Origin of the sequence: Tardiphaga sp. 619_E2_N8_4 (assembly GCF_051810905.1) — a bacterium.
GTDB classification, from domain to species: Bacteria; Pseudomonadota; Alphaproteobacteria; order Rhizobiales; family Xanthobacteraceae; genus Tardiphaga; species Tardiphaga robiniae.
This window is the reverse complement of the sequence record NZ_JBPWQJ010000001.1, coordinates 1,006,325-1,022,444: the sequence shown is the minus strand read 5'-3', so window position 1 is coordinate 1,022,444 and position 16,120 is coordinate 1,006,325. Positions and strand designations below refer to the sequence as shown.

General features: G+C 60.3%; 19 protein-coding genes. 9 read left to right on the top strand and 10 right to left on the bottom strand.

Features of this window, described 5'->3' with window-relative positions:
* The first annotated feature begins 6 nt into the window (after window positions 1–6).
* Window positions 7–387 (top strand): cupin, encoded by a 381-nt coding sequence (locus AB8A23_RS04815; RefSeq protein ID WP_089266367.1) that lies wholly within the window; start codon window positions 7–9, stop codon window positions 385–387.
* A 33-nt stretch (window positions 388–420) separates the two neighbouring features.
* Here AB8A23_RS04815 and AB8A23_RS04810 read toward each other — a convergent pair whose 3' ends face one another.
* Together AB8A23_RS04810 and AB8A23_RS04805 are read right to left on the bottom strand one after the other, a co-directional pair.
* Window positions 421–1,239, bottom strand: a complete 819-nt coding sequence (locus AB8A23_RS04810) for an NYN domain-containing protein (protein WP_439061195.1) — start codon at window positions 1,237–1,239, stop codon at window positions 421–423.
* A gap of 92 nt (window positions 1,240–1,331) precedes the next feature.
* The gene (locus AB8A23_RS04805) at window positions 1,332–1,904 is read right to left on the bottom strand and encodes a TetR/AcrR family transcriptional regulator (protein ID WP_439060286.1); all 573 of its coding nucleotides are present in this window, start codon (window positions 1,902–1,904) and stop codon (window positions 1,332–1,334) included.
* An 81-nt stretch (window positions 1,905–1,985) separates the two neighbouring features.
* Here AB8A23_RS04805 and AB8A23_RS04800 point away from each other — a divergent pair, with 81 nt between their 5' ends.
* From AB8A23_RS04800 to ptsN, 8 genes are all read left to right on the top strand, one after another.
* Window positions 1,986–2,480: an ester cyclase gene (locus AB8A23_RS04800; RefSeq protein ID WP_439060287.1), complete on the top strand. Its 495-nt coding sequence runs from the start codon at window positions 1,986–1,988 to the stop codon at window positions 2,478–2,480.
* 157 nt (window positions 2,481–2,637) lie between these two features.
* Window positions 2,638–3,252, top strand: a complete 615-nt coding sequence (locus tag AB8A23_RS04795) for a ribonuclease D (RefSeq protein ID WP_068730302.1) — start codon at window positions 2,638–2,640, stop codon at window positions 3,250–3,252.
* A gap of 175 nt (window positions 3,253–3,427) precedes the next feature.
* The gene (gene lptC / locus AB8A23_RS04790) at window positions 3,428–4,177 is read left to right on the top strand and encodes an LPS export ABC transporter periplasmic protein LptC (protein WP_439060288.1); all 750 of its coding nucleotides are present in this window, start codon (window positions 3,428–3,430) and stop codon (window positions 4,175–4,177) included.
* A gap of 5 nt (window positions 4,178–4,182) precedes the next feature.
* Window positions 4,183–4,854: an LptA/OstA family protein gene (locus AB8A23_RS04785; protein WP_439060576.1), complete on the top strand. Its 672-nt coding sequence runs from the start codon at window positions 4,183–4,185 to the stop codon at window positions 4,852–4,854.
* A 197-nt stretch (window positions 4,855–5,051) separates the two neighbouring features.
* Window positions 5,052–6,068, top strand: a complete 1,017-nt coding sequence (gene lptB / locus AB8A23_RS04780) for an LPS export ABC transporter ATP-binding protein (protein ID WP_175369395.1) — start codon at window positions 5,052–5,054, stop codon at window positions 6,066–6,068.
* 90 nt (window positions 6,069–6,158) lie between these two features.
* The gene (gene rpoN, locus AB8A23_RS04775) at window positions 6,159–7,835 is read left to right on the top strand and encodes an RNA polymerase factor sigma-54 (protein WP_175369396.1); all 1,677 of its coding nucleotides are present in this window, start codon (window positions 6,159–6,161) and stop codon (window positions 7,833–7,835) included.
* Between the two features lie 59 nt (window positions 7,836–7,894).
* Entirely contained in the window at window positions 7,895–8,500 is a 606-nt protein-coding gene (hpf, locus tag AB8A23_RS04770; protein ID WP_089266375.1) for a ribosome hibernation-promoting factor, HPF/YfiA family, read from the top strand.
* Window positions 8,501–8,725: 225 nt separating this feature from the next.
* Window positions 8,726–9,187 (top strand): PTS IIA-like nitrogen regulatory protein PtsN, encoded by a 462-nt coding sequence (ptsN, locus tag AB8A23_RS04765; RefSeq protein ID WP_089266376.1) that lies wholly within the window; start codon window positions 8,726–8,728, stop codon window positions 9,185–9,187.
* Window positions 9,188–9,299: 112 nt separating this feature from the next.
* Here the strand turns inward: ptsN and AB8A23_RS04760 are convergent, their stop codons facing one another.
* The 8 genes from AB8A23_RS04760 to ugpB all read right to left on the bottom strand — a co-directional run bounded on the left by AB8A23_RS04760 (window position 9,300) and on the right by ugpB (window position 15,991).
* Entirely contained in the window at window positions 9,300–9,827 is a 528-nt protein-coding gene (locus AB8A23_RS04760) for a hypothetical protein (RefSeq protein ID WP_439060289.1), read from the bottom strand.
* A gap of 27 nt (window positions 9,828–9,854) precedes the next feature.
* Window positions 9,855–10,463 (bottom strand): hypothetical protein, encoded by a 609-nt coding sequence (locus AB8A23_RS04755; protein ID WP_439060290.1) that lies wholly within the window; start codon window positions 10,461–10,463, stop codon window positions 9,855–9,857.
* Window positions 10,464–10,799: 336 nt separating this feature from the next.
* On the bottom strand, window positions 10,800–11,066 hold the full coding sequence (locus AB8A23_RS04750; protein ID WP_089266380.1) for a DUF1150 family protein: 267 nt from the start codon (window positions 11,064–11,066) through the stop codon (window positions 10,800–10,802).
* A 106-nt stretch (window positions 11,067–11,172) separates the two neighbouring features.
* Window positions 11,173–11,598 (bottom strand): Hsp20 family protein, encoded by a 426-nt coding sequence (locus AB8A23_RS04745; protein ID WP_068730313.1) that lies wholly within the window; start codon window positions 11,596–11,598, stop codon window positions 11,173–11,175.
* 158 nt (window positions 11,599–11,756) lie between these two features.
* The gene (locus AB8A23_RS04740) at window positions 11,757–12,854 is read right to left on the bottom strand and encodes a sn-glycerol-3-phosphate import ATP-binding protein UgpC (protein ID WP_439060291.1); all 1,098 of its coding nucleotides are present in this window, start codon (window positions 12,852–12,854) and stop codon (window positions 11,757–11,759) included.
* 6 nt (window positions 12,855–12,860) lie between these two features.
* On the bottom strand, window positions 12,861–13,709 hold the full coding sequence (gene ugpE, locus AB8A23_RS04735; RefSeq protein ID WP_231078589.1) for a sn-glycerol-3-phosphate ABC transporter permease UgpE: 849 nt from the start codon (window positions 13,707–13,709) through the stop codon (window positions 12,861–12,863).
* Window positions 13,709–14,590, bottom strand: coding sequence for a sn-glycerol-3-phosphate ABC transporter permease UgpA (gene ugpA, locus AB8A23_RS04730; RefSeq protein ID WP_089266387.1), 882 nt, complete (start codon window positions 14,588–14,590; stop codon window positions 13,709–13,711). Before ugpA ends, ugpE begins: the two co-directional genes overlap by 1 nt.
* An 87-nt stretch (window positions 14,591–14,677) precedes the next feature.
* Window positions 14,678–15,991, bottom strand: coding sequence for a sn-glycerol-3-phosphate ABC transporter substrate-binding protein UgpB (gene ugpB, locus AB8A23_RS04725; protein WP_439060292.1), 1,314 nt, complete (start codon window positions 15,989–15,991; stop codon window positions 14,678–14,680).
* Between the last annotated feature and the right edge of the window lie 129 nt (window positions 15,992–16,120).

Sequence of the window (16,120 nt, the reverse complement as noted above, 5' to 3'; positions counted from 1 at the left end):
CTGACCATGGCCATCAATAAACTTCACGATGAATTCCGTACCGTCGATATGTCTTCGGGATGGGAGACGCCCGCGGGCTATCCGGCCGGCATCCAGCAGAAGATCCTATCGGGGGCGCTCGACGAGGTGAACAAGCGTGGCAGCCGCACCCGCTTGCTGCGCTTCGAGCCAGGCGTCTACACCACCGAGCCGTTCGTGCACGAATATTGGGAAGAAGTGTTCCTGTTCACCGGCGACCTGATCGTCGGCAATGACAAGCAGGGGAATGGCGGCGAGTCCTTCAAGCCGAACACCTATGCCTGCCGTCCGCCCGGTGCCTATCACGGCCCGTTCAAGTCGGTCGGCGGCTGCGTGTTGATGGAAATCCACTATTTCGACCCGGCCTGATAGAGCACTGCCAAGTCCTGATCAGGATAGCCGTCAGCTCTGGCTGGCGGCTTTCTCGCGCGCATCCCTGGCTTTTCTTGCCCGTATTGACGTTCTCTTCGGAGCATCCGCCTTAGGAGGCTTCGCTTTGGCCTTGGCTCGTACTCTCAGGCGACCAGTTTCGGTCTTCTCGATCTCGAATATTTCAGTTTTGCGCACGAGATCGCTCAATTTTCTGAAACCATAGGTCCGGACATCGAAATCGGAAACGAAGTTCGGCAGTTGCTCGCCCATGCGGTCCAGGCTGACCCAGCCTTCCTCGTTGCTGAGTTGCGCAACGACCTTTTCCAGAATGGGAACGGCCGCAGCAGGGTTTTTGAGGGCAACGGCTTTTGGGGGCTGTTCTGTAGTAGCCGCGGCGCGGTCGGGGATCAGATTTTCCGTATAAATGAACCGGCGACAGGCCTGCCGAAAGCTTTCCGGCGTTCTCTGATTGCCGAAGCCGTAGACGTCCGCTCCCTGCTCCCGCAGTCGTGAGGCGAGGCGGGTAAAATCGCTGTCGGAAGAAACAAGGCAAAAACCGTCGAAGCGCCCACTATGCAGCAGGTCCATCGCGTCGATGACGAGCGCGATGTCGGATGCGTTCTTGCCTTTTGTATATGCGAATTGCTGATACGGATCGACGGCATATTTCTGCAGTATATCGGCCCAGGACTTGAGCTGTTGGCTCGAAAAATCGCCGTAGATCCGGCGAACGCTGGCTTCTCCGAATTTGGAAACTTCCTCGAACAGTCCGGCGGCAATCTGAGGCGATGTATTGTCGGCGTCAATCAAGACCGCGAAACGCGGCAGGCGTTGCTGTTGAACCTTCATCTGCTACTTCCATTTTCGCGGGATGAACGTGCTTGCGAATGTGTCAGCTTTCCGCAAATGACGAAACGACTTTCAAGGATTCTGAGATCCCGTCACGCCTCGCGCAGCAGTAACCGGATGGCTTTCTCCGCGCGGTGCATCGGCTCCAGGCTGCGATAGGTCCGTGCCAGCAGCAGCGCCCCCTCGAGCTGGCTCAATGCCGCTGTTGCAATGACCTCGGCATCATCAGCCGGTCGTCCGAATCGCTCCAGTCCCTTTTTGATCTCGGCTTCCCACTTCTGGAATGCGTTTCTGGTCGCGGCGCCCAGCACGTCGGACTGCGCAGCGGTCTCCAGCGCCGTGGTGGCGATCGGGCACCCCTCCTTGAAATCCGAAGTCTCGAGATCCGCGGCCATGCCGCGCGCAATCCGGATCAGGAAGGTTTCGGCATCCTCCGACGTCTCGGCCGCGCCAGCGATTGCCTTGCGCACTGCCTCGCCGGCCAGCGTCAGCGCGGTCTCGCCGATCTCTTCCTTGCCGCCCGGAAAATGAAAATACAGCGAGCCGCGGGGCGAGCCGCCGGCGGCCAGAATGTCGTGCAATGCGGTGCCGTGGTAGCCCTGCTGGCGAAACAGCTTTGCTGCGGCAGCAAGCGTTTTCCCTTTTGAATCAGTAGCTTTTGTCATATCCGCAAATATCATTTGCAAATCAGTATGTCGACCGTCATAATATGTAGGTTGACATACATATTATGGAGAAGGCGTTTCATGACCATTTTCTCGCGCCTCGTTCTCGCAGCGGCCGTTCTTACGGGTGCATCAGGCGCCACCGCCCAGACAATGACCGAAGCCCAGGCCCGCGCCGCGATCGCGCCCTGGTACAGCCTGTTCAATGTTGCCAGCCGCGGGGATGTGAAAACCATCCAGGAACAGGTGCTGACGCCGGACTACGAATCCTGCGCGGGCTACCTTCCGGGCGAATGCTGGGGACGCGACACCTCGATCAAGGTGGTCGGCAATTTTGCCAACACGATCCCCGACATGAAATTCGATATCAAGGAAGTGCTGGTTGCTGGCGATCGTGTCGTGGTGCGCGGCGAAGTGACGGGCACGCCGGCCGGCGAGCTGTTCGGCGTGCCGCATTCCGGCAAGAGCTTCCGGATGATGGCCATCGATATCCAGACCATCAAGGACGGCAAGATCTCCCGGACCTTTCACATGGAGAACTGGCTCAGCGCGCTGGGACAGCTGCGCGCCAGGTGAAGCGCCCTGCCATCCGCAGGAACAACTATCCGGAAAGGCCAAATCGGTATAATCGACGAAATGTCGGCAGTGCCCCGTTGCGCAGGCAATCGGGTGCATATGTCCAGCTGAGTTTCATGCGCGTCACGTCGACGCCGAATATACCGAGGCCTTTGAGATGACCATCCGCCTGCATCGCGGCGATTTGCCGGATTTGAGCCGCTACACCGATTCGGTTGCGATCGATACCGAGACCATGGGTCTCAATCCGCATCGGGACCGGCTATGCGTGGTGCAGCTCTCGCCCGGCGATGGAAGTGCCGATGTCGTGCAGATCCCGATGGGCCACACGGACGCGCCGAACCTGAAGAAGCTGCTCGGCGATCCCAAGGTGACGAAGATCTTTCACTTTGCGCGGTTCGATCTCGCCGCTCTCTACAACGCGCTCGGCGTCATGCCCGAGCCGGTCTATTGCACCAAGATCGCTTCCCGCCTGTGCCGCACCTATACCGACAGGCATGGTCTCAAGGATCTGGTCCGCGAAGTCCTCGGCGTCGATCTGTCGAAGCAGCAGCAGTCGAGCGACTGGGGCAGCCAGACACTCAGTGAGGCGCAGCTGTCCTACGCCGCGTCGGACGTGCTGCATCTGCATGGGCTGCGCGAGCGCCTCAACGTCATGCTGGCGCGCGAAGGACGCACCGAGCTGGCGCAGGCTTGTTTCGACTTCCTTCCGACCCGGGCCAAACTCGACCTTTCGGGCTGGGAAAACGAGGACATTTTCGCTCATTCGTGACCGGCCTGCGGCGAAGTGACTTTCTGAAACAGTTCAGGGTGCCTCCCGCCGCGTTTCGGTCATACTCCTCGTTCTGGTGGGCGGGGCTGCAAACCGGTGCATTTCAGCGTAGACTGGCGCCGGTTTGGCAGGCCTTTCGGTGTGGCCCTTTTTGGCATGGCCCGTTGGAGCGACGGTGAGTTCAGTTCAGATTCCCAGCTATCAGGCGGGCATGGATGCGCGGTTCAAGGCCGCGGCACGCCATAGCCGTCTGGTGCGTCTGCTGCGGATTGCTGTCCCTGCCGTCGTGATCCTGTCGATGGCGGCAATTGTCGGCGTGTCGATCTTCAATCCGTTCCGGATCCTCGCCAAATTGCCGCTCGACATGGGCAATCTGGTCGTTTCGGGGACCAGGATCACCATGGAGACGCCGCATCTGGCCGGTTTCTCGCCAGACGGGCGGCCCTATGAGTTATGGGCCAAGGCCGCGACGCAGGATCTGACAGATCCCGACAATGTCGAACTAACGACCTTGCGCGCCAAGGTGATGATGGAAGACAAGTCGACGATGACGATGGATGCCCGCACCGGGAAGTTCAATTCGAAATCGCAGATGCTCTATCTGTATCAGGACATTTTCCTGCAAACGACGACCGGCTACGAAGCCAAGCTGACACAGGCGAACATTGATATTGCCAATGGCACGGTCACGTCGGACGAACCGGTCGATGTCAAACTTCTCAATGGCACTTTGCTCGGGCAACGGATGCGCATCACGGAACACGGTGAGCTGGTTCGGTTCGAGGGCGGTGTGTCGATGAACCTGAAGATGGACCCGCCTTCGCCGGACGCTTCGGCTCAGCCTGAGACCGTGGCGGAGCCCGAAGCCGCGCCGGAGCCCGTGAAACCGCGGGCCGCCAACGGCAAGCGCGCCAACGCGAAATGAATGTGATGATTTTTCCCGTCAGTAATGTCCGATTCCGCGGGGTGACCGGCGCTGCGATCGCCGTGCTCGTGCTGGCTTTCACAGCCGATGCAAATGCGCAGAGCGCGGTGCAGGGTGTGCCGAATGCCATGCAGGGCTTCTCGCAGAATCGCGATCAGCCTATCCAGATCGAGGCCGCATCGCTGGAAATGCGCGACAAGAAAAAGGAAGCGACCTTCGCAGGCGATGTGAAGGTCGTGCAGGGCGATACCACGATGAAGTCGAAGACTCTTGTGGTCTTCTATGACGGCGGCGGCTCCGCGAACGAGCAGGCGGCCAAGGCTGCGCCCAAGGCGCCGATCAAGGCGGCGCAGCCCGGCCCTGGCGGCTCGTCGGCGATCAAGCGACTTGAAGCGCGCGGCGGGGTCATCGTCACCCAGAAAGATCAGGTTGTCACCGGCGAGACGGCGGTGTTCGACACCCGGACCAATCTCGTCACCATGCAGGGCAATGTTGTGCTCACCCAGGGCAAGAATGTGCTGCGCGGCGATCGTCTGACCGTGGATATGACCACGGGCACCTCACGCGTCGAATCCAACAGCGGCAGGGTCCAGGGCATGTTCGAGTCGTCCGGCCAGAAGGGTGGCGGGGGCCCGACCTCGATCATACCCGGGCCTGGAGGCGGAAAACCCAAGTAACTCGAAGGGTTTGCCGATATAGACGAGCCGGATCCGGTTGAATCTGGCTGCGTAACCCGTTATCGCCATTGTTTTAATCGACATGGAAGGCTTGGCGTTCGGCTGGGCAAGGGACATCTAGTCCGCCATGCTGTTCCCAGTGATCGAACATGCCGCGACCTGGCGCGGATGACGTTTAAAGGCTGATCGAAGCGCGAATGGTTGATTTCCTCGGCATGTTCCGTCGGCGCGCTCCAAAACGCGGTCCGCAGGGTTTTGCGCGGTCGCCGGTCGACATCACGGCGCTCGGCGACAGCATGGGCGACATGCTGGGCAATCCCAGCCGTGAGGCGCCGCCACTCGCGCGGACCGCCCCGGCCGATACGCCCCAGGTTCCGCAGGCCCGGGGGGAGACGCCGCGTGCCCCACAACCTGCGCCGGCCCGCCGTCCGGACAAGGCGCCGCCGCGGCCCCGGACCAACGGCGCCGCCGCGCCAAAAGCGACCCCGCGCGCGGGTTATCTGGCCGTCCATAATGTGAAAAAGAGCTTCGGTTCACGCCAGGTTACCCGCGGCGTCAGCATTTATGTTCGCCGCGGCGAGGCCGTCGGTCTGCTCGGACCGAACGGCGCCGGCAAGACCACAGTGTTCTACATGATCACCGGCCTGATCAAGCCCGACAGCGGGGCCATTGAGCTTGACGGCCACGACGTCACCCAGCTGCCGATGTATCAACGTGCGCGCCTCGGCATCGGCTATCTGCCGCAGGAAGCCTCGATTTTTCGCGGCCTCACGGTCGAGCAGAACATCCGTGCGGTGCTGGAGGTCGTCGAGCCCAGCCGCAAGAAACGCGAGCGCGAGCTCGACGGGCTGCTCGAAGAGTTCAACATCCAGAGACTGCGCAAGTCGCCGTCGATCGCGCTGTCCGGCGGTGAGCGCCGCCGCGTTGAAATTGCGCGCGCGCTGGCGACGCGGCCGAATTACATGCTGCTCGACGAGCCCTTTGCCGGCATCGACCCGATTGCCGTGGGGGATATTCAGGACCTGGTCCGTCACCTGACCAATCGCGGCATCGGCGTGCTCATCACCGACCACAACGTGCGCGAAACGCTGGGGCTGACAGACCGCGCCTACATCGTCTATGCTGGTGAAATCCTGACGGAAGGATCTCCTGAGGAGATCGTGGCTGACCCGGACGTGCGTCGCCTTTACCTTGGCGAGGAATTCCGCCTCTAGACCAAATTTACAATTCGTCAAGCCGTGTACATCAGGCCGGGAAAGAGATAAGCAAGAAACGGACCAACTTTTGGATCGGTTTTTGCCTCCATGGCGCTGACGCAGAGACTAGAGTTCCGGCAATCCCAGTCGCTGGTGATGACGCCGCAGCTGATGCAGGCCATCAAGCTCCTGCAGCTGTCGAATCTCGATCTCGCAACCTTTGTCGAAGATGAACTGGAGCGCAATCCGCTGCTGGAACGCGCCAGTGACGGTCCTGAGCCGCCAGTGGCCGGCGAGGCCAGCCCCGAGCGCAGCGAGTTTTCGAGCCAGGACGAGGCGGGCTATGCCTCCGGCCACGACGATGGCGGCGACCATTCCGATTTTTCCGATCGTTCAGGCGGCGACAGCTTCGATGCGCCGGCGCCCGACGAGTGGATGAACCGCGAACTCGGTACCCGCGCCGAGATCGAACAGACCCTGGACACCGGGCTGGACAACGTCTTTTCCGAAGAGCCGGCCGAAGCCGCCGCACGCAACGCACAAGACGCTGCTCCGACCGCCTATACCGAATGGGGCGGCGGCGCCTCCAACGACGACAGCTACAATCTCGAGGCCTTCGTTGCCGCGGAAGTGACGCTCGGCAGCCATCTCGCCGAACAGCTCTCGGTGGCGTTCTCGTCGCCCGCGCAGCGGATGATCGGTCAGTATCTGATCGATCTCGTCGATGAGGCCGGCTACCTGCCGCAAGATCTCGGCGACGTGCATGAGCGGCTGGGTGCCTCTGTTGACGATGTCCAAAGCGTTCTCGGTGCGTTGCAGAAATTCGACCCACCGGGGGTCTGCGCGCGCAGTCTCAGCGAATGTCTCGCAATCCAGTTGCGTGAACAGAACCGTTACGACCCCGCGATGCAGGCACTGGTCGAGCATCTCGATCTCCTGGCCAAGCGCGACATCGGCAATCTCAGAAAAATCTGCGGCGTCGACGACGAAGATCTGACCGACATGATAGGTGAGATTCGCAGACTCGATCCGAAGCCCGGTCTGAAGTTTGGCTCGGCGCGAACACAAACCGTAGTGCCTGATGTCTATGTGCGGCCGGGTCCTGATGGCGGCTGGCATGTTGAGTTGAACAGCGACACACTGCCGCGCGTTCTCGTGAACCAGGTTTATTATTCCGAATTGTCGAAAACGATCCGTAAGGATGGCGACAAGTCGTACTTCACAGATTGTCTACAGAATGCCACCTGGCTGGTGCGTGCGCTCGATCAGCGCGCGCGTACTATCCTGAAGGTTGCGACCGAGATCGTCCGGCAACAGGATGGCTTCTTTACGCAGGGTGTTGCGCATCTTCGGCCGCTGAATCTCAAGGCGGTTGCTGATGCCATTCAAATGCATGAATCGACGGTGTCGCGCGTTACCGCCAATAAATACATGGCGACAAATCGCGGCAGCTTTGAATTGAAATACTTCTTTACGGCATCGATAGCGTCGGCTGATGGTGGCGAAGCGCATTCGGCTGAAGCGGTGCGACATCACATCAAGCAATTGATTGATGGAGAAAGTCCTTCTCTTATTCTTTCGGACGACACGATCGTGGAACGCTTGCGCGAAGCCGGAATTGATATCGCGCGCCGTACCGTTGCCAAATACCGTGAAGCCATGCGTATCCCGTCTTCAGTTCAGCGCCGGCGCGACAAGCAGAGTATGCTCGGCAATGCACTCACGGCACCCGCCACTCCGTCCGATAGGGCACCCGACCGATCCCGCGACACTGCACCAGCTTGATTGCACTCCCGTGGAAACGGGATACTGTCGGTTCAAGGCAGAAGAATCGAGGCATCAGCATGACCCTTCGTATCTCGGGAAAAAGCATCAATGTCGGAGACGCTTTGCGAGGCCGCGTGAGCGAGCGGACCGATGAGGTCCTTCGCAAGTATTTCGATGGCAACTATTCCGGTCACATCACGCTCAGCAAAGACGGCTTCGGCTTCCGCACCGATTGTGCGTTGCATCTCGATTCCGGAATTACGCTCGAAGCGGACTCCAATGCAGCGGATGCTTACGCCAGCGCCGATCAGGCGCTGCTTCAGATCGAGAAACGTTTGCGTCGCTACAAGAGCCGGCTGAAGGATCGTTCCGCGCGCAAGACGCATGCTGAAAATCAGGCGATGGCCGAACTCACGGCCCCGACTTTGGACGCGCCGAGCTACATCCTTGAGGCGCCCGATCATGAGGGCGATGCCGACAGTGGCTACGATCCGGTCATCATTGCCGAATCGACCAGGTCGCTGAAGCGGTTCTCGGTGAGCGAAGCTGTCATGGAACTTGATTTCACCGGCGCGGCCGTCGTGCTATTCCTGCATGGCAGTACCGGTCGGGTGAATATCGTGTACCGCCGAGGCGACGGTAACGTGGGTTGGGTCGATCCACCGGTGGTTAAACCGTCCTGACGGCATTGACGCCCAAACGGCCCCTCCCTATGGTCCGCCGCCTTTGACAGGGTTATACCGGTCAATGGATTTCGCATGGGGGGGTTCCGGTGCTAGAGTACGTCCGGGCGTTCGCGCCCGGCGCGTTTTCCATCACAGGGAACGATGTCCCTTTCCAGTCTTTCTTGACGCTGCCGGTTTTGGTTCTAACTACCCGCTGACGGTCAAACATCCTCGGAACGGTCAATGACGATTACCGATCTGGTCGCGCCCGAGGCGATAATCCCGGCGTTGAAGGTCAACAGCAAGAAGCAGGCGCTGCAGGAGCTAGCTGCGCGCGCTTCCGCGCTCACCGGTCAGAACGACCGCGCCATTTTCGAGGTGCTGTTGCAGCGTGAGAAGCTCGGCACGACGGCCGTGGGCTATGGCGTTGCCATTCCGCATGGCAAGTTGCCGAAGCTCGACAAGCTGTTCGGCTTGTTTGCACGCCTCGATCGGCCGATCGATTTCGAGGCCATGGACGGTCAGCCGGTCGATCTGGTGTTCCTGCTGCTGGCGCCGGAAGGTGCGGGCGCCGATCATCTGAAGGCGCTGGCGCGGATCGCACGTCTGCTGCGCGATCAGGACGTCGCCAAAAAGCTGCGTGCCTCCCGTGACGCGCAGGCGATCTATTCGGTGCTCGCTTTGCCGCCAGCGACAGCCGCCTAACCATCTCACCCCGCAGCTTACGCTGGAATCGCCCGGTTGGACCGGGCGATTCTCCTATTCCGAACCAGATCCCCGCTTGCGGGGAGATAGAAGGCTGGCTGGCCTTGCCAGCTTATGCCGCGAATTCCTTAGCCGAGATTGGAGCGAGCGACTCGTTGCGCACCGCCTGCCGCGCGGTGATCGATGCGAGCTCGTTCATGGCTGCAGAGGCAGCTTCGGCCTGCGTTTCGGCACGGATCGATTCTGCTTCATCCGCTGCAGCAACTGCGCGCGATGATGCTGCCATCCGCAGTGCGGTCTGGATCTCGTTGGAATCCGCGCCGCTCTTGAGCAGCAGCAACGTCAGCAGCGCCTTGACGTCGGAATTCATCGCGTCTGCGCTCTGCTTCATGCGTCGCACGGCCGCTGACGTTTCAGGAACGTTGACGGCGGTTACGGGACGAAGCTTGGCGACGTTGCTGCCTGAAGTTTCTATGCCCTGCATGCGCATCGGATTGGCATACTCTTCCGCCATCATTACCCGCGATGCGGCAGCAAGCTGCAGAGCATTGTGAATCTCCGGCGAACCGGTGCCGGTCTTCAGCAACAGCAAAGTGAGGAGAGCTTTGACGTCCGAGTTCATCGCGGCAGTGTTTTGCATTGTGTTCCTCGCTTGTGAGTGACTGAGCTAGTTGAAACGTCGTCCGAACAGCTTTTCGAAGAAGGTTGGTTGTGGCGGCTCAGGGTGAGTGATTTCGGCGACGAGTTTGGGTGGCTTGGGGCGCCGGACGTCACGCTTCACCCGCAGCTTTGACAGCAGCATGGTCGGCCCAGGCATGGCCGCGGGCTCGGCGAAGGTCGTGAGCGTGCCGTCCTCGAGGCTGCCGCGGATCAGGATTGGTGAGAGAAATATGGGATCTGCGAGTGCAGCAGCCGTCGCAAGGCGCGCGTTATTTAGAGTGCCGAGGCTCTGAACGGCCTCGATACTCCATTGCCCGAGCGGCAAGCGGTCTGACTTGGTCACGAAAGGCGGGCTGCTGTCGGGTGCGGTGATGGGAGGGACGGTGCCGTCGGCGCGCATCAAGAATACGGTGGCAGCTGCGCAGCCCGGTGCAAAGACGAGGATCGCGAAACAGGCTGCGATCACCGGCCGACTATCAAAATCCCAGGAGCCGGTCCGGGGAACTGCCTCTGATTTCGGAGCGGTGATCGTTGCACCGAAGCTCCGTAGCAAGTCTTCGACTTGAACTATCTGGGCTTGTGTCGATCCATTCATGGCGACCTCGAATCTCAACATGACCAGATTTTCTCAAGTCATGGTGAATGCGTGGTCACCATTTTCTTCTGTGAAACGGCAGCAAAGATCAGGCGCAATGATGCCATCGCGTCGGATATCCAGATTGCTATTGATGGGGGGATCAGTTTTTCAGATGGCGCAGCGGATGAGAGGTCGCGTGCGGATCGATTGCGTCCGATGATGTGCTCACGATATTGACGACGGGTTAAATAGATACCGCGTCATGCAAGCCGAGCGCCTGCGCGTGATGATCGTCGTTTGGACGCTGGGATACCCGACATTGGGATACGCGGCTGTCACCGCGTATCCTGACGTCTGCATGCTGGCCAGTTCGCGTTAGTGAACGCTGACGGTCTGCAATTCCTGGCTCCATGCATTCGCGATCGCCGCTTCACGGCTGTCGGTGAGCATGATCGGCGTGCCGTCGGCGGCGTGCAGCGCGAACAGCTGCAATCCGGGCGCAATCTCCGGCGCCTGCGGGAACAGTCCCGGCACATCTTCCGAGCGAACCGGCTTCACATAGGCGATCATACCTTCGCCCAGATGCGCCAATGCTTCGGTGGTGACGGCGGCATTTTCATTGATCGTAACAACTTCAGTCATCGTCTCGACTCCTTCTATGAGATCAAGCGGTCGAGTCCGCTACTCGTTCCATACTCAGGATGCATGACCTGATCGAAAACCGGAAACCAGTTTGTCGCGTCATGCATTATTCGTGTTCATTGATAGCGATTGTCTTAATGACCCTTTCAGGCTCAGGCCTGGCCAGATCAATCGACAACAGCCCGTTCTTCAGATCCGCACCCAGCACCAGCATCCCCTCTGCCAGCACGAAAGTGCGCTGGAAGTGGCGCGCGGCGATGCCGCGATGGATGTATTGCCGGGTCTTGTCGTCCTGCTGGCGGCCCCGGATCACGAGCTGGTTTTCCTCGGTGGTCACATCGAGCTGATCGCGGGTGAAACCTGCGACCGCCAGCGTGATCCGCAGGCGTTCGGGTTGACCGTTATTACGGTCGCACCGCTCGATGTTGTAAGGAGGATAACCGTCGGCACCTTTGACGACGCGATCGAGCGCACGCTCAATCTCGTCGAATCCCAAAAGGAACGGACTAGATAACGAAGGAACACGAGACATACCTACAAAGCCCTCTCGAAGCGACTTTGAGGGGCCCTTACGGCACCCCTGGCCAATCGGCACTCTGCCAACCGGTCAATCAACAATATGGGCATGCCAAAGCCCGGTTCAAGCACCTCTAAATTGCCGGGAAACCGTTACTAAGGCCTTGAAACCGATCAGATATCGATCCGATTGCGGCCATCGACGCTGAACAGGTGCAGTTTGTCGCGGGGAGCCGTGGCGCGGATCGAAGCACCGATGGCCGGGGCATCCTGGCCGGGGATACGCACGATGACCTCGCCCTCGGGCAGCTCGCCCGGAGTGGCGCTGACGGCCTTCTCGGCCCGCGCACGGGTGCCATAGACGAAGGTTTCCGCGCCGACCCGTTCGATGGCCTCGACCGTCAGGTCCAGCGTGATGCCGCCGTCAGTTGCGGCCGCGCCGGAAATCGCAAGGTCTTCCGGCCGGACGCCCAGGATACCGGCGTCGGCGGCGCTGCGGCTGTCGCCGGCGAACTGCGCACGGATCTCATTGCCGCCCAGCTTGATCAGGTTCATCGGTGGCGCGCCGATGAAGGAGGCGACGAAAGTGGTCGCCGGCTTGCGGTAGATATCGAGCGGACTGCCGATCTGCTCGACCTGGCCGCCGTTCATCACCACCAGAATATCCGCCAGCGTCATCGCCTCCAACTGATCGTGGGTGACGTAGATCGACGTCGTCTTGAGGCGACGTTGCAGCTTGCGGATTTCGACCCGCATGGCGACGCGCAGCTTGGCGTCGAGATTGGACAGTGGCTCGTCGAACAGGAACACTTTCGGCTGGCGGACGATGGCGCGCCCCATGGCAACGCGCTGGCGCTGGCCGCCGGATAATTGTCTGGGCTTGCGATCGAGCATGCCGGCGAGTTCGAGCGTCTGCGCGGCTTCGCGCACGCGCGTATCGATCTCCGGCTTCGGCATGCCTCTGTTGCGCAGGCCGTAGGCCATGTTGTTGTAGACGCTCATATGCGGATAGAGCGCGTAATTCTGAAACACCATGGCGATGTCGCGATCCGCCGGCTCGATCTCGTTGACGATACGGCCGCCAATATCGACCTCGCCGGAGGTGACGGTTTCGAGGCCGGCAACCATGCGCAGCAAGGTTGACTTGCCGCAGCCGCTTGGCCCGACGAGCACGCAGAACTGGCCGTCGCCGATCTCGAAATCGATGCCCTTGATGGCCTCGAAGCCGCCGGGATAGGTCTTGCGGACGTTGCGCAGCGAAACATTGGCCATCTGAATTTACTTCTCCGTCTCGACAAGGCCACGCACGAACAGCCGCTGCATGAACACCACCACGGCGACAGGAGGCACCATCGCAAGGATCGCCGTCGCCATCGCGAGCTGCCATTCGGCGAGTTCATCTGTCGTCGTCAGCATCTTCTTGATGCCGGTGACGATGGTCTGCATGGATTCCTGTGTCGTGATCAGCAGCGGCCACAGATACTGGTTCCAGCCATAGATGAACTGGATCACGAACAACGCTGCCATCGTCGTCACCGACAGTGGCAGCAGCGTATCCTTGAAAAAGCGAAAGGGACCGGCGCCGTCGATGCGCGAGGCTTCGAGCAGTTCATCGGGGATGGTCATGAAGAACTGGCGAAACAGCAGCGTGCCGGTGGCCGACGCAATCAGCGGCAGGATCAGCCCGGCATAGGTGTCGAGCATCTTCAGATCGGCGATCACCTTGTAGGTCGGATAGATGCGAACCTCGACCGGCAGCATCAGCGTCACGAAGATGATCCAGAACGCCGTCTGGCGGAACGGAAAACGGAAATACACCACCGCATAGGCGGAGAGGATCGAGATCACGATCTTGCCGAGCGCGATGCCCATTGCCATGACGAACGAATTCATCAGCATATGGCCGACCGGCTCGCGGCTGGCGCGCGATCCGCCGACGAAAATCGCGCGGTAATAGTTCTCCAGCGTATGACTGCCCGGCAGCATCGGCATGTTGCCGTTGACCACCGTCGCGGCGTCATGTGTCGAGGCGATCAGTGCGACATAGACTGGGAATACGACGATGAACACGCCGAGTGTCAGGATCGCGTAAGCGAGGATGTCGTTCCAGCGGCGGTGCTCGACCATCAGTACTGCACCTTGCGCTCGACATAACGAAACTGGATGGCCGTGAGCGCGATCACGATAACCATCAGGATCACCGACTGCGCTGCCGATCCGCCGAGGTCGCCGCCGAGCCTGCCGTCGGCATAGACCTTGTAGACCATGGTGGTCGTCGCCCCAGCCGGCCCGCCGCCGGTGACCGCGTCGATGATGCCGAAAGTGTCGAAGAAGACGTAGACGACGTTGACGACCAGCAGGAAGAACGTGGTCGGTGACAGCAACGGGAACGTGATCGTCCAGAATCGCCGATACGGTCCGGCGCCATCAATCGCCCCGGCCTCGAGTACGCTGCGCGGGATCGCCTGCAGGCCGGCCAGGAAGAACAGGAAATTATAGGCGATCTGCTTCCACACCGCGGCCATGACGACGAGCGCCATGGCGTGGTTGCCGTTCAACATCGGATTCCAGTTGAAGCCCATCATGCGCAGCGGCCGTGCCATGGTGCCGAGGGAGGGATGGAAGATGAACAGCCACAGCACGCCGGCGACGGCCGGCGCCACCGCATAGGGCCAGATCATCATGACCTTGAAGGTCGGTGCCGCTTTCAGATTCTTGTCGGCCTGGGTGGCGAACAACAATGCGATCGACAGCGAGAGCGCCGCGACCAGCGACGAGAACACCACGGTCGTCGCCATTGCCTTGTAGTATTCCGGCTGGGCAAGCAGCGCCTGATAGTTCTCCAGCCCGATGAATTCCGAGTTCAGGCCGAACGCGTCCTCGCGCAGGAACGATTGCCAGACAGCCTGGCTGGCCGGCCAGTAGAAAAACACCAGGGTGATGACCAGCTGCGGCACGAGCAGCAGATATGGCAGCAGCTTACCCTTGAAGACCGCGGACTTTTCCATTGACGTAGTCGTGCCTTCGATACCGGTGCATTGGACGCCGTGGTCGAAGGCCTGCCCCAATATGGGAGCGGGCCTTCGACGGGAGCGTTACTTCGCAGTCTTTTCGAAGGTCCGCAACATGGCGTTGCCACGGCTTACGGCAGTATCGAGTGCCTGTTGTGCCGTCTTCTGGCCACCCAATGCAGCCTCAATCTCTTCGGACCAGATGTCTCGCAGTTGCACCATGTTGCCGAACCGCAGGCCGCGCGAATTTTCGGTCGGCTCCTTGTTGGTCAGCTCCTTCAGCGGGGTCTGCAGGATCGGGTTCTTGTCATAGAAGCCGTCGGCCTTGGTCTTTTCATAGGCGGCCTTGGTGATCGGCAGATAACCGGACTCCTGATGCAGCTTGGCCTGCCGATCTGTGTCGGACAGGAAGCTGAAGAATTTTGCGATGCCCTTGTATTCCTCAGGCTTCTTGCCGCCCATCACCCACAGCGAGGCGCCGCCGATGATCGAATTCTGTGGCGCGCCGGTGACGTCGGGATAGTAGGGCATCGGCACCGAGGTAAAGGCGAATTTGGCGGTACCCTTCGCCGTCGCGTAATAGCCGGACGAGGTCATGAAGAGCGGGCATTCGCCGGAGCCGAAGCGACTCTCGCTGGCGTTGGCGCGACCGGAATAATCGTAGGTCTTGTCTTTCTGCAATTCGATCAGTGTCTGCAGATGTTGGACATGGAGTGGCGAATTGAATTTCAGCTCGGTGTCGAAGCCGTCGAGTCCGTTCGCCTTCGTGCCGATCGGCACGTTGTGCCATGCCGAGAACTGTTCGATATTGGCCCAGGTCGCCCAGGCATTGGAGAAGCCGCAGGTCGCATAGCCGGCCGCCTTGAGCTTCTTGGCGCCCTCGAACACTTCGGGCCAGGTCTTGGGAATTTCGGCAATATTGGCCTTCTTCAGCGCATCCAGATTGACCCACATCACCATCGACGATGAGTTGAAGGGAAACGACAGCATTTCGCCCTTCGATGTCGAGTAGTAGCCGGTGATCGCGGGCAGGTAGTTGTTTGGATCGAACGGCTCGCCCGCATCCTTCATCAGCTGGTAGACAGGTTTGACGGCGCCCTTGGCGCTCATCATGGTCGCGGTACCGACCTCGAAGACCTGCAGGATGTGCGGTGCAGTGCCGGCGCGGAATGCTGCGATGCCGGCATTCATGGTGTCGGGATAGCTGCCCTTGAAGGTCGGGACCACCTTGTAGTCCGACTGGCTGGCATTGAAGTCAGCCGCGAGCTTGTTGACGATGTCGTTGTTGCCGCCGGTCATCGCGTGCCACCACTGGATCTCGGTCACCGCTTGCGCGGGCGAAGCGAGCGCCAGCGTGCATGCGAACAGAGTGGCGAGTGCGAATTGGGGGCGGATCATCCAGTTTCTCCCGTTAGCCGTCATCGTCTCGTTGCAACAAAGCTGCGCCGGATGACGTGCATGCGACATTTTGACAGCGCGGATGCTAGGCGGGAAATGGCGGCGTTGGGAAGCCGCAAAAAGTCGAAG

Coding starts and splice junctions, on each gene's coding strand:
- AB8A23_RS04760 (WP_439060289.1), bottom strand. CDS start 9,827: ATGCAAAACACTGCCGCGATGAACTCGGACGTCAAAGCTCTCCTCACT.
- AB8A23_RS04755 (WP_439060290.1), bottom strand. CDS start 10,463: ATGTTGAGATTCGAGGTCGCCATGAATGGATCGACACAAGCCCAGATA.
- ptsN (WP_089266376.1), top strand. CDS start 8,726: ATGACGATTACCGATCTGGTCGCGCCCGAGGCGATAATCCCGGCGTTG.
- rpoN (WP_175369396.1), top strand. CDS start 6,159: ATGGCGCTGACGCAGAGACTAGAGTTCCGGCAATCCCAGTCGCTGGTG.
- lptB (WP_175369395.1), top strand. CDS start 5,052: ATGGTTGATTTCCTCGGCATGTTCCGTCGGCGCGCTCCAAAACGCGGT.
- AB8A23_RS04810 (WP_439061195.1), bottom strand. CDS start 1,239: ATGAAGGTTCAACAGCAACGCCTGCCGCGTTTCGCGGTCTTGATTGAC.
- hpf (WP_089266375.1), top strand. CDS start 7,895: ATGACCCTTCGTATCTCGGGAAAAAGCATCAATGTCGGAGACGCTTTG.
- AB8A23_RS04805 (WP_439060286.1), bottom strand. CDS start 1,904: ATGACAAAAGCTACTGATTCAAAAGGGAAAACGCTTGCTGCCGCAGCA.
- ugpE (WP_231078589.1), bottom strand. CDS start 13,709: ATGGTCGAGCACCGCCGCTGGAACGACATCCTCGCTTACGCGATCCTG.
- ugpA (WP_089266387.1), bottom strand. CDS start 14,590: ATGGAAAAGTCCGCGGTCTTCAAGGGTAAGCTGCTGCCATATCTGCTG.
- AB8A23_RS04745 (WP_068730313.1), bottom strand. CDS start 11,598: ATGTCTCGTGTTCCTTCGTTATCTAGTCCGTTCCTTTTGGGATTCGAC.
- AB8A23_RS04750 (WP_089266380.1), bottom strand. CDS start 11,066: ATGACTGAAGTTGTTACGATCAATGAAAATGCCGCCGTCACCACCGAA.
- AB8A23_RS04800 (WP_439060287.1), top strand. CDS start 1,986: ATGACCATTTTCTCGCGCCTCGTTCTCGCAGCGGCCGTTCTTACGGGT.
- ugpB (WP_439060292.1), bottom strand. CDS start 15,991: ATGATCCGCCCCCAATTCGCACTCGCCACTCTGTTCGCATGCACGCTG.
- AB8A23_RS04795 (WP_068730302.1), top strand. CDS start 2,638: ATGACCATCCGCCTGCATCGCGGCGATTTGCCGGATTTGAGCCGCTAC.
- AB8A23_RS04815 (WP_089266367.1), top strand. CDS start 7: ATGGCCATCAATAAACTTCACGATGAATTCCGTACCGTCGATATGTCT.
- AB8A23_RS04785 (WP_439060576.1), top strand. CDS start 4,183: ATGATTTTTCCCGTCAGTAATGTCCGATTCCGCGGGGTGACCGGCGCT.
- AB8A23_RS04740 (WP_439060291.1), bottom strand. CDS start 12,854: ATGGCCAATGTTTCGCTGCGCAACGTCCGCAAGACCTATCCCGGCGGC.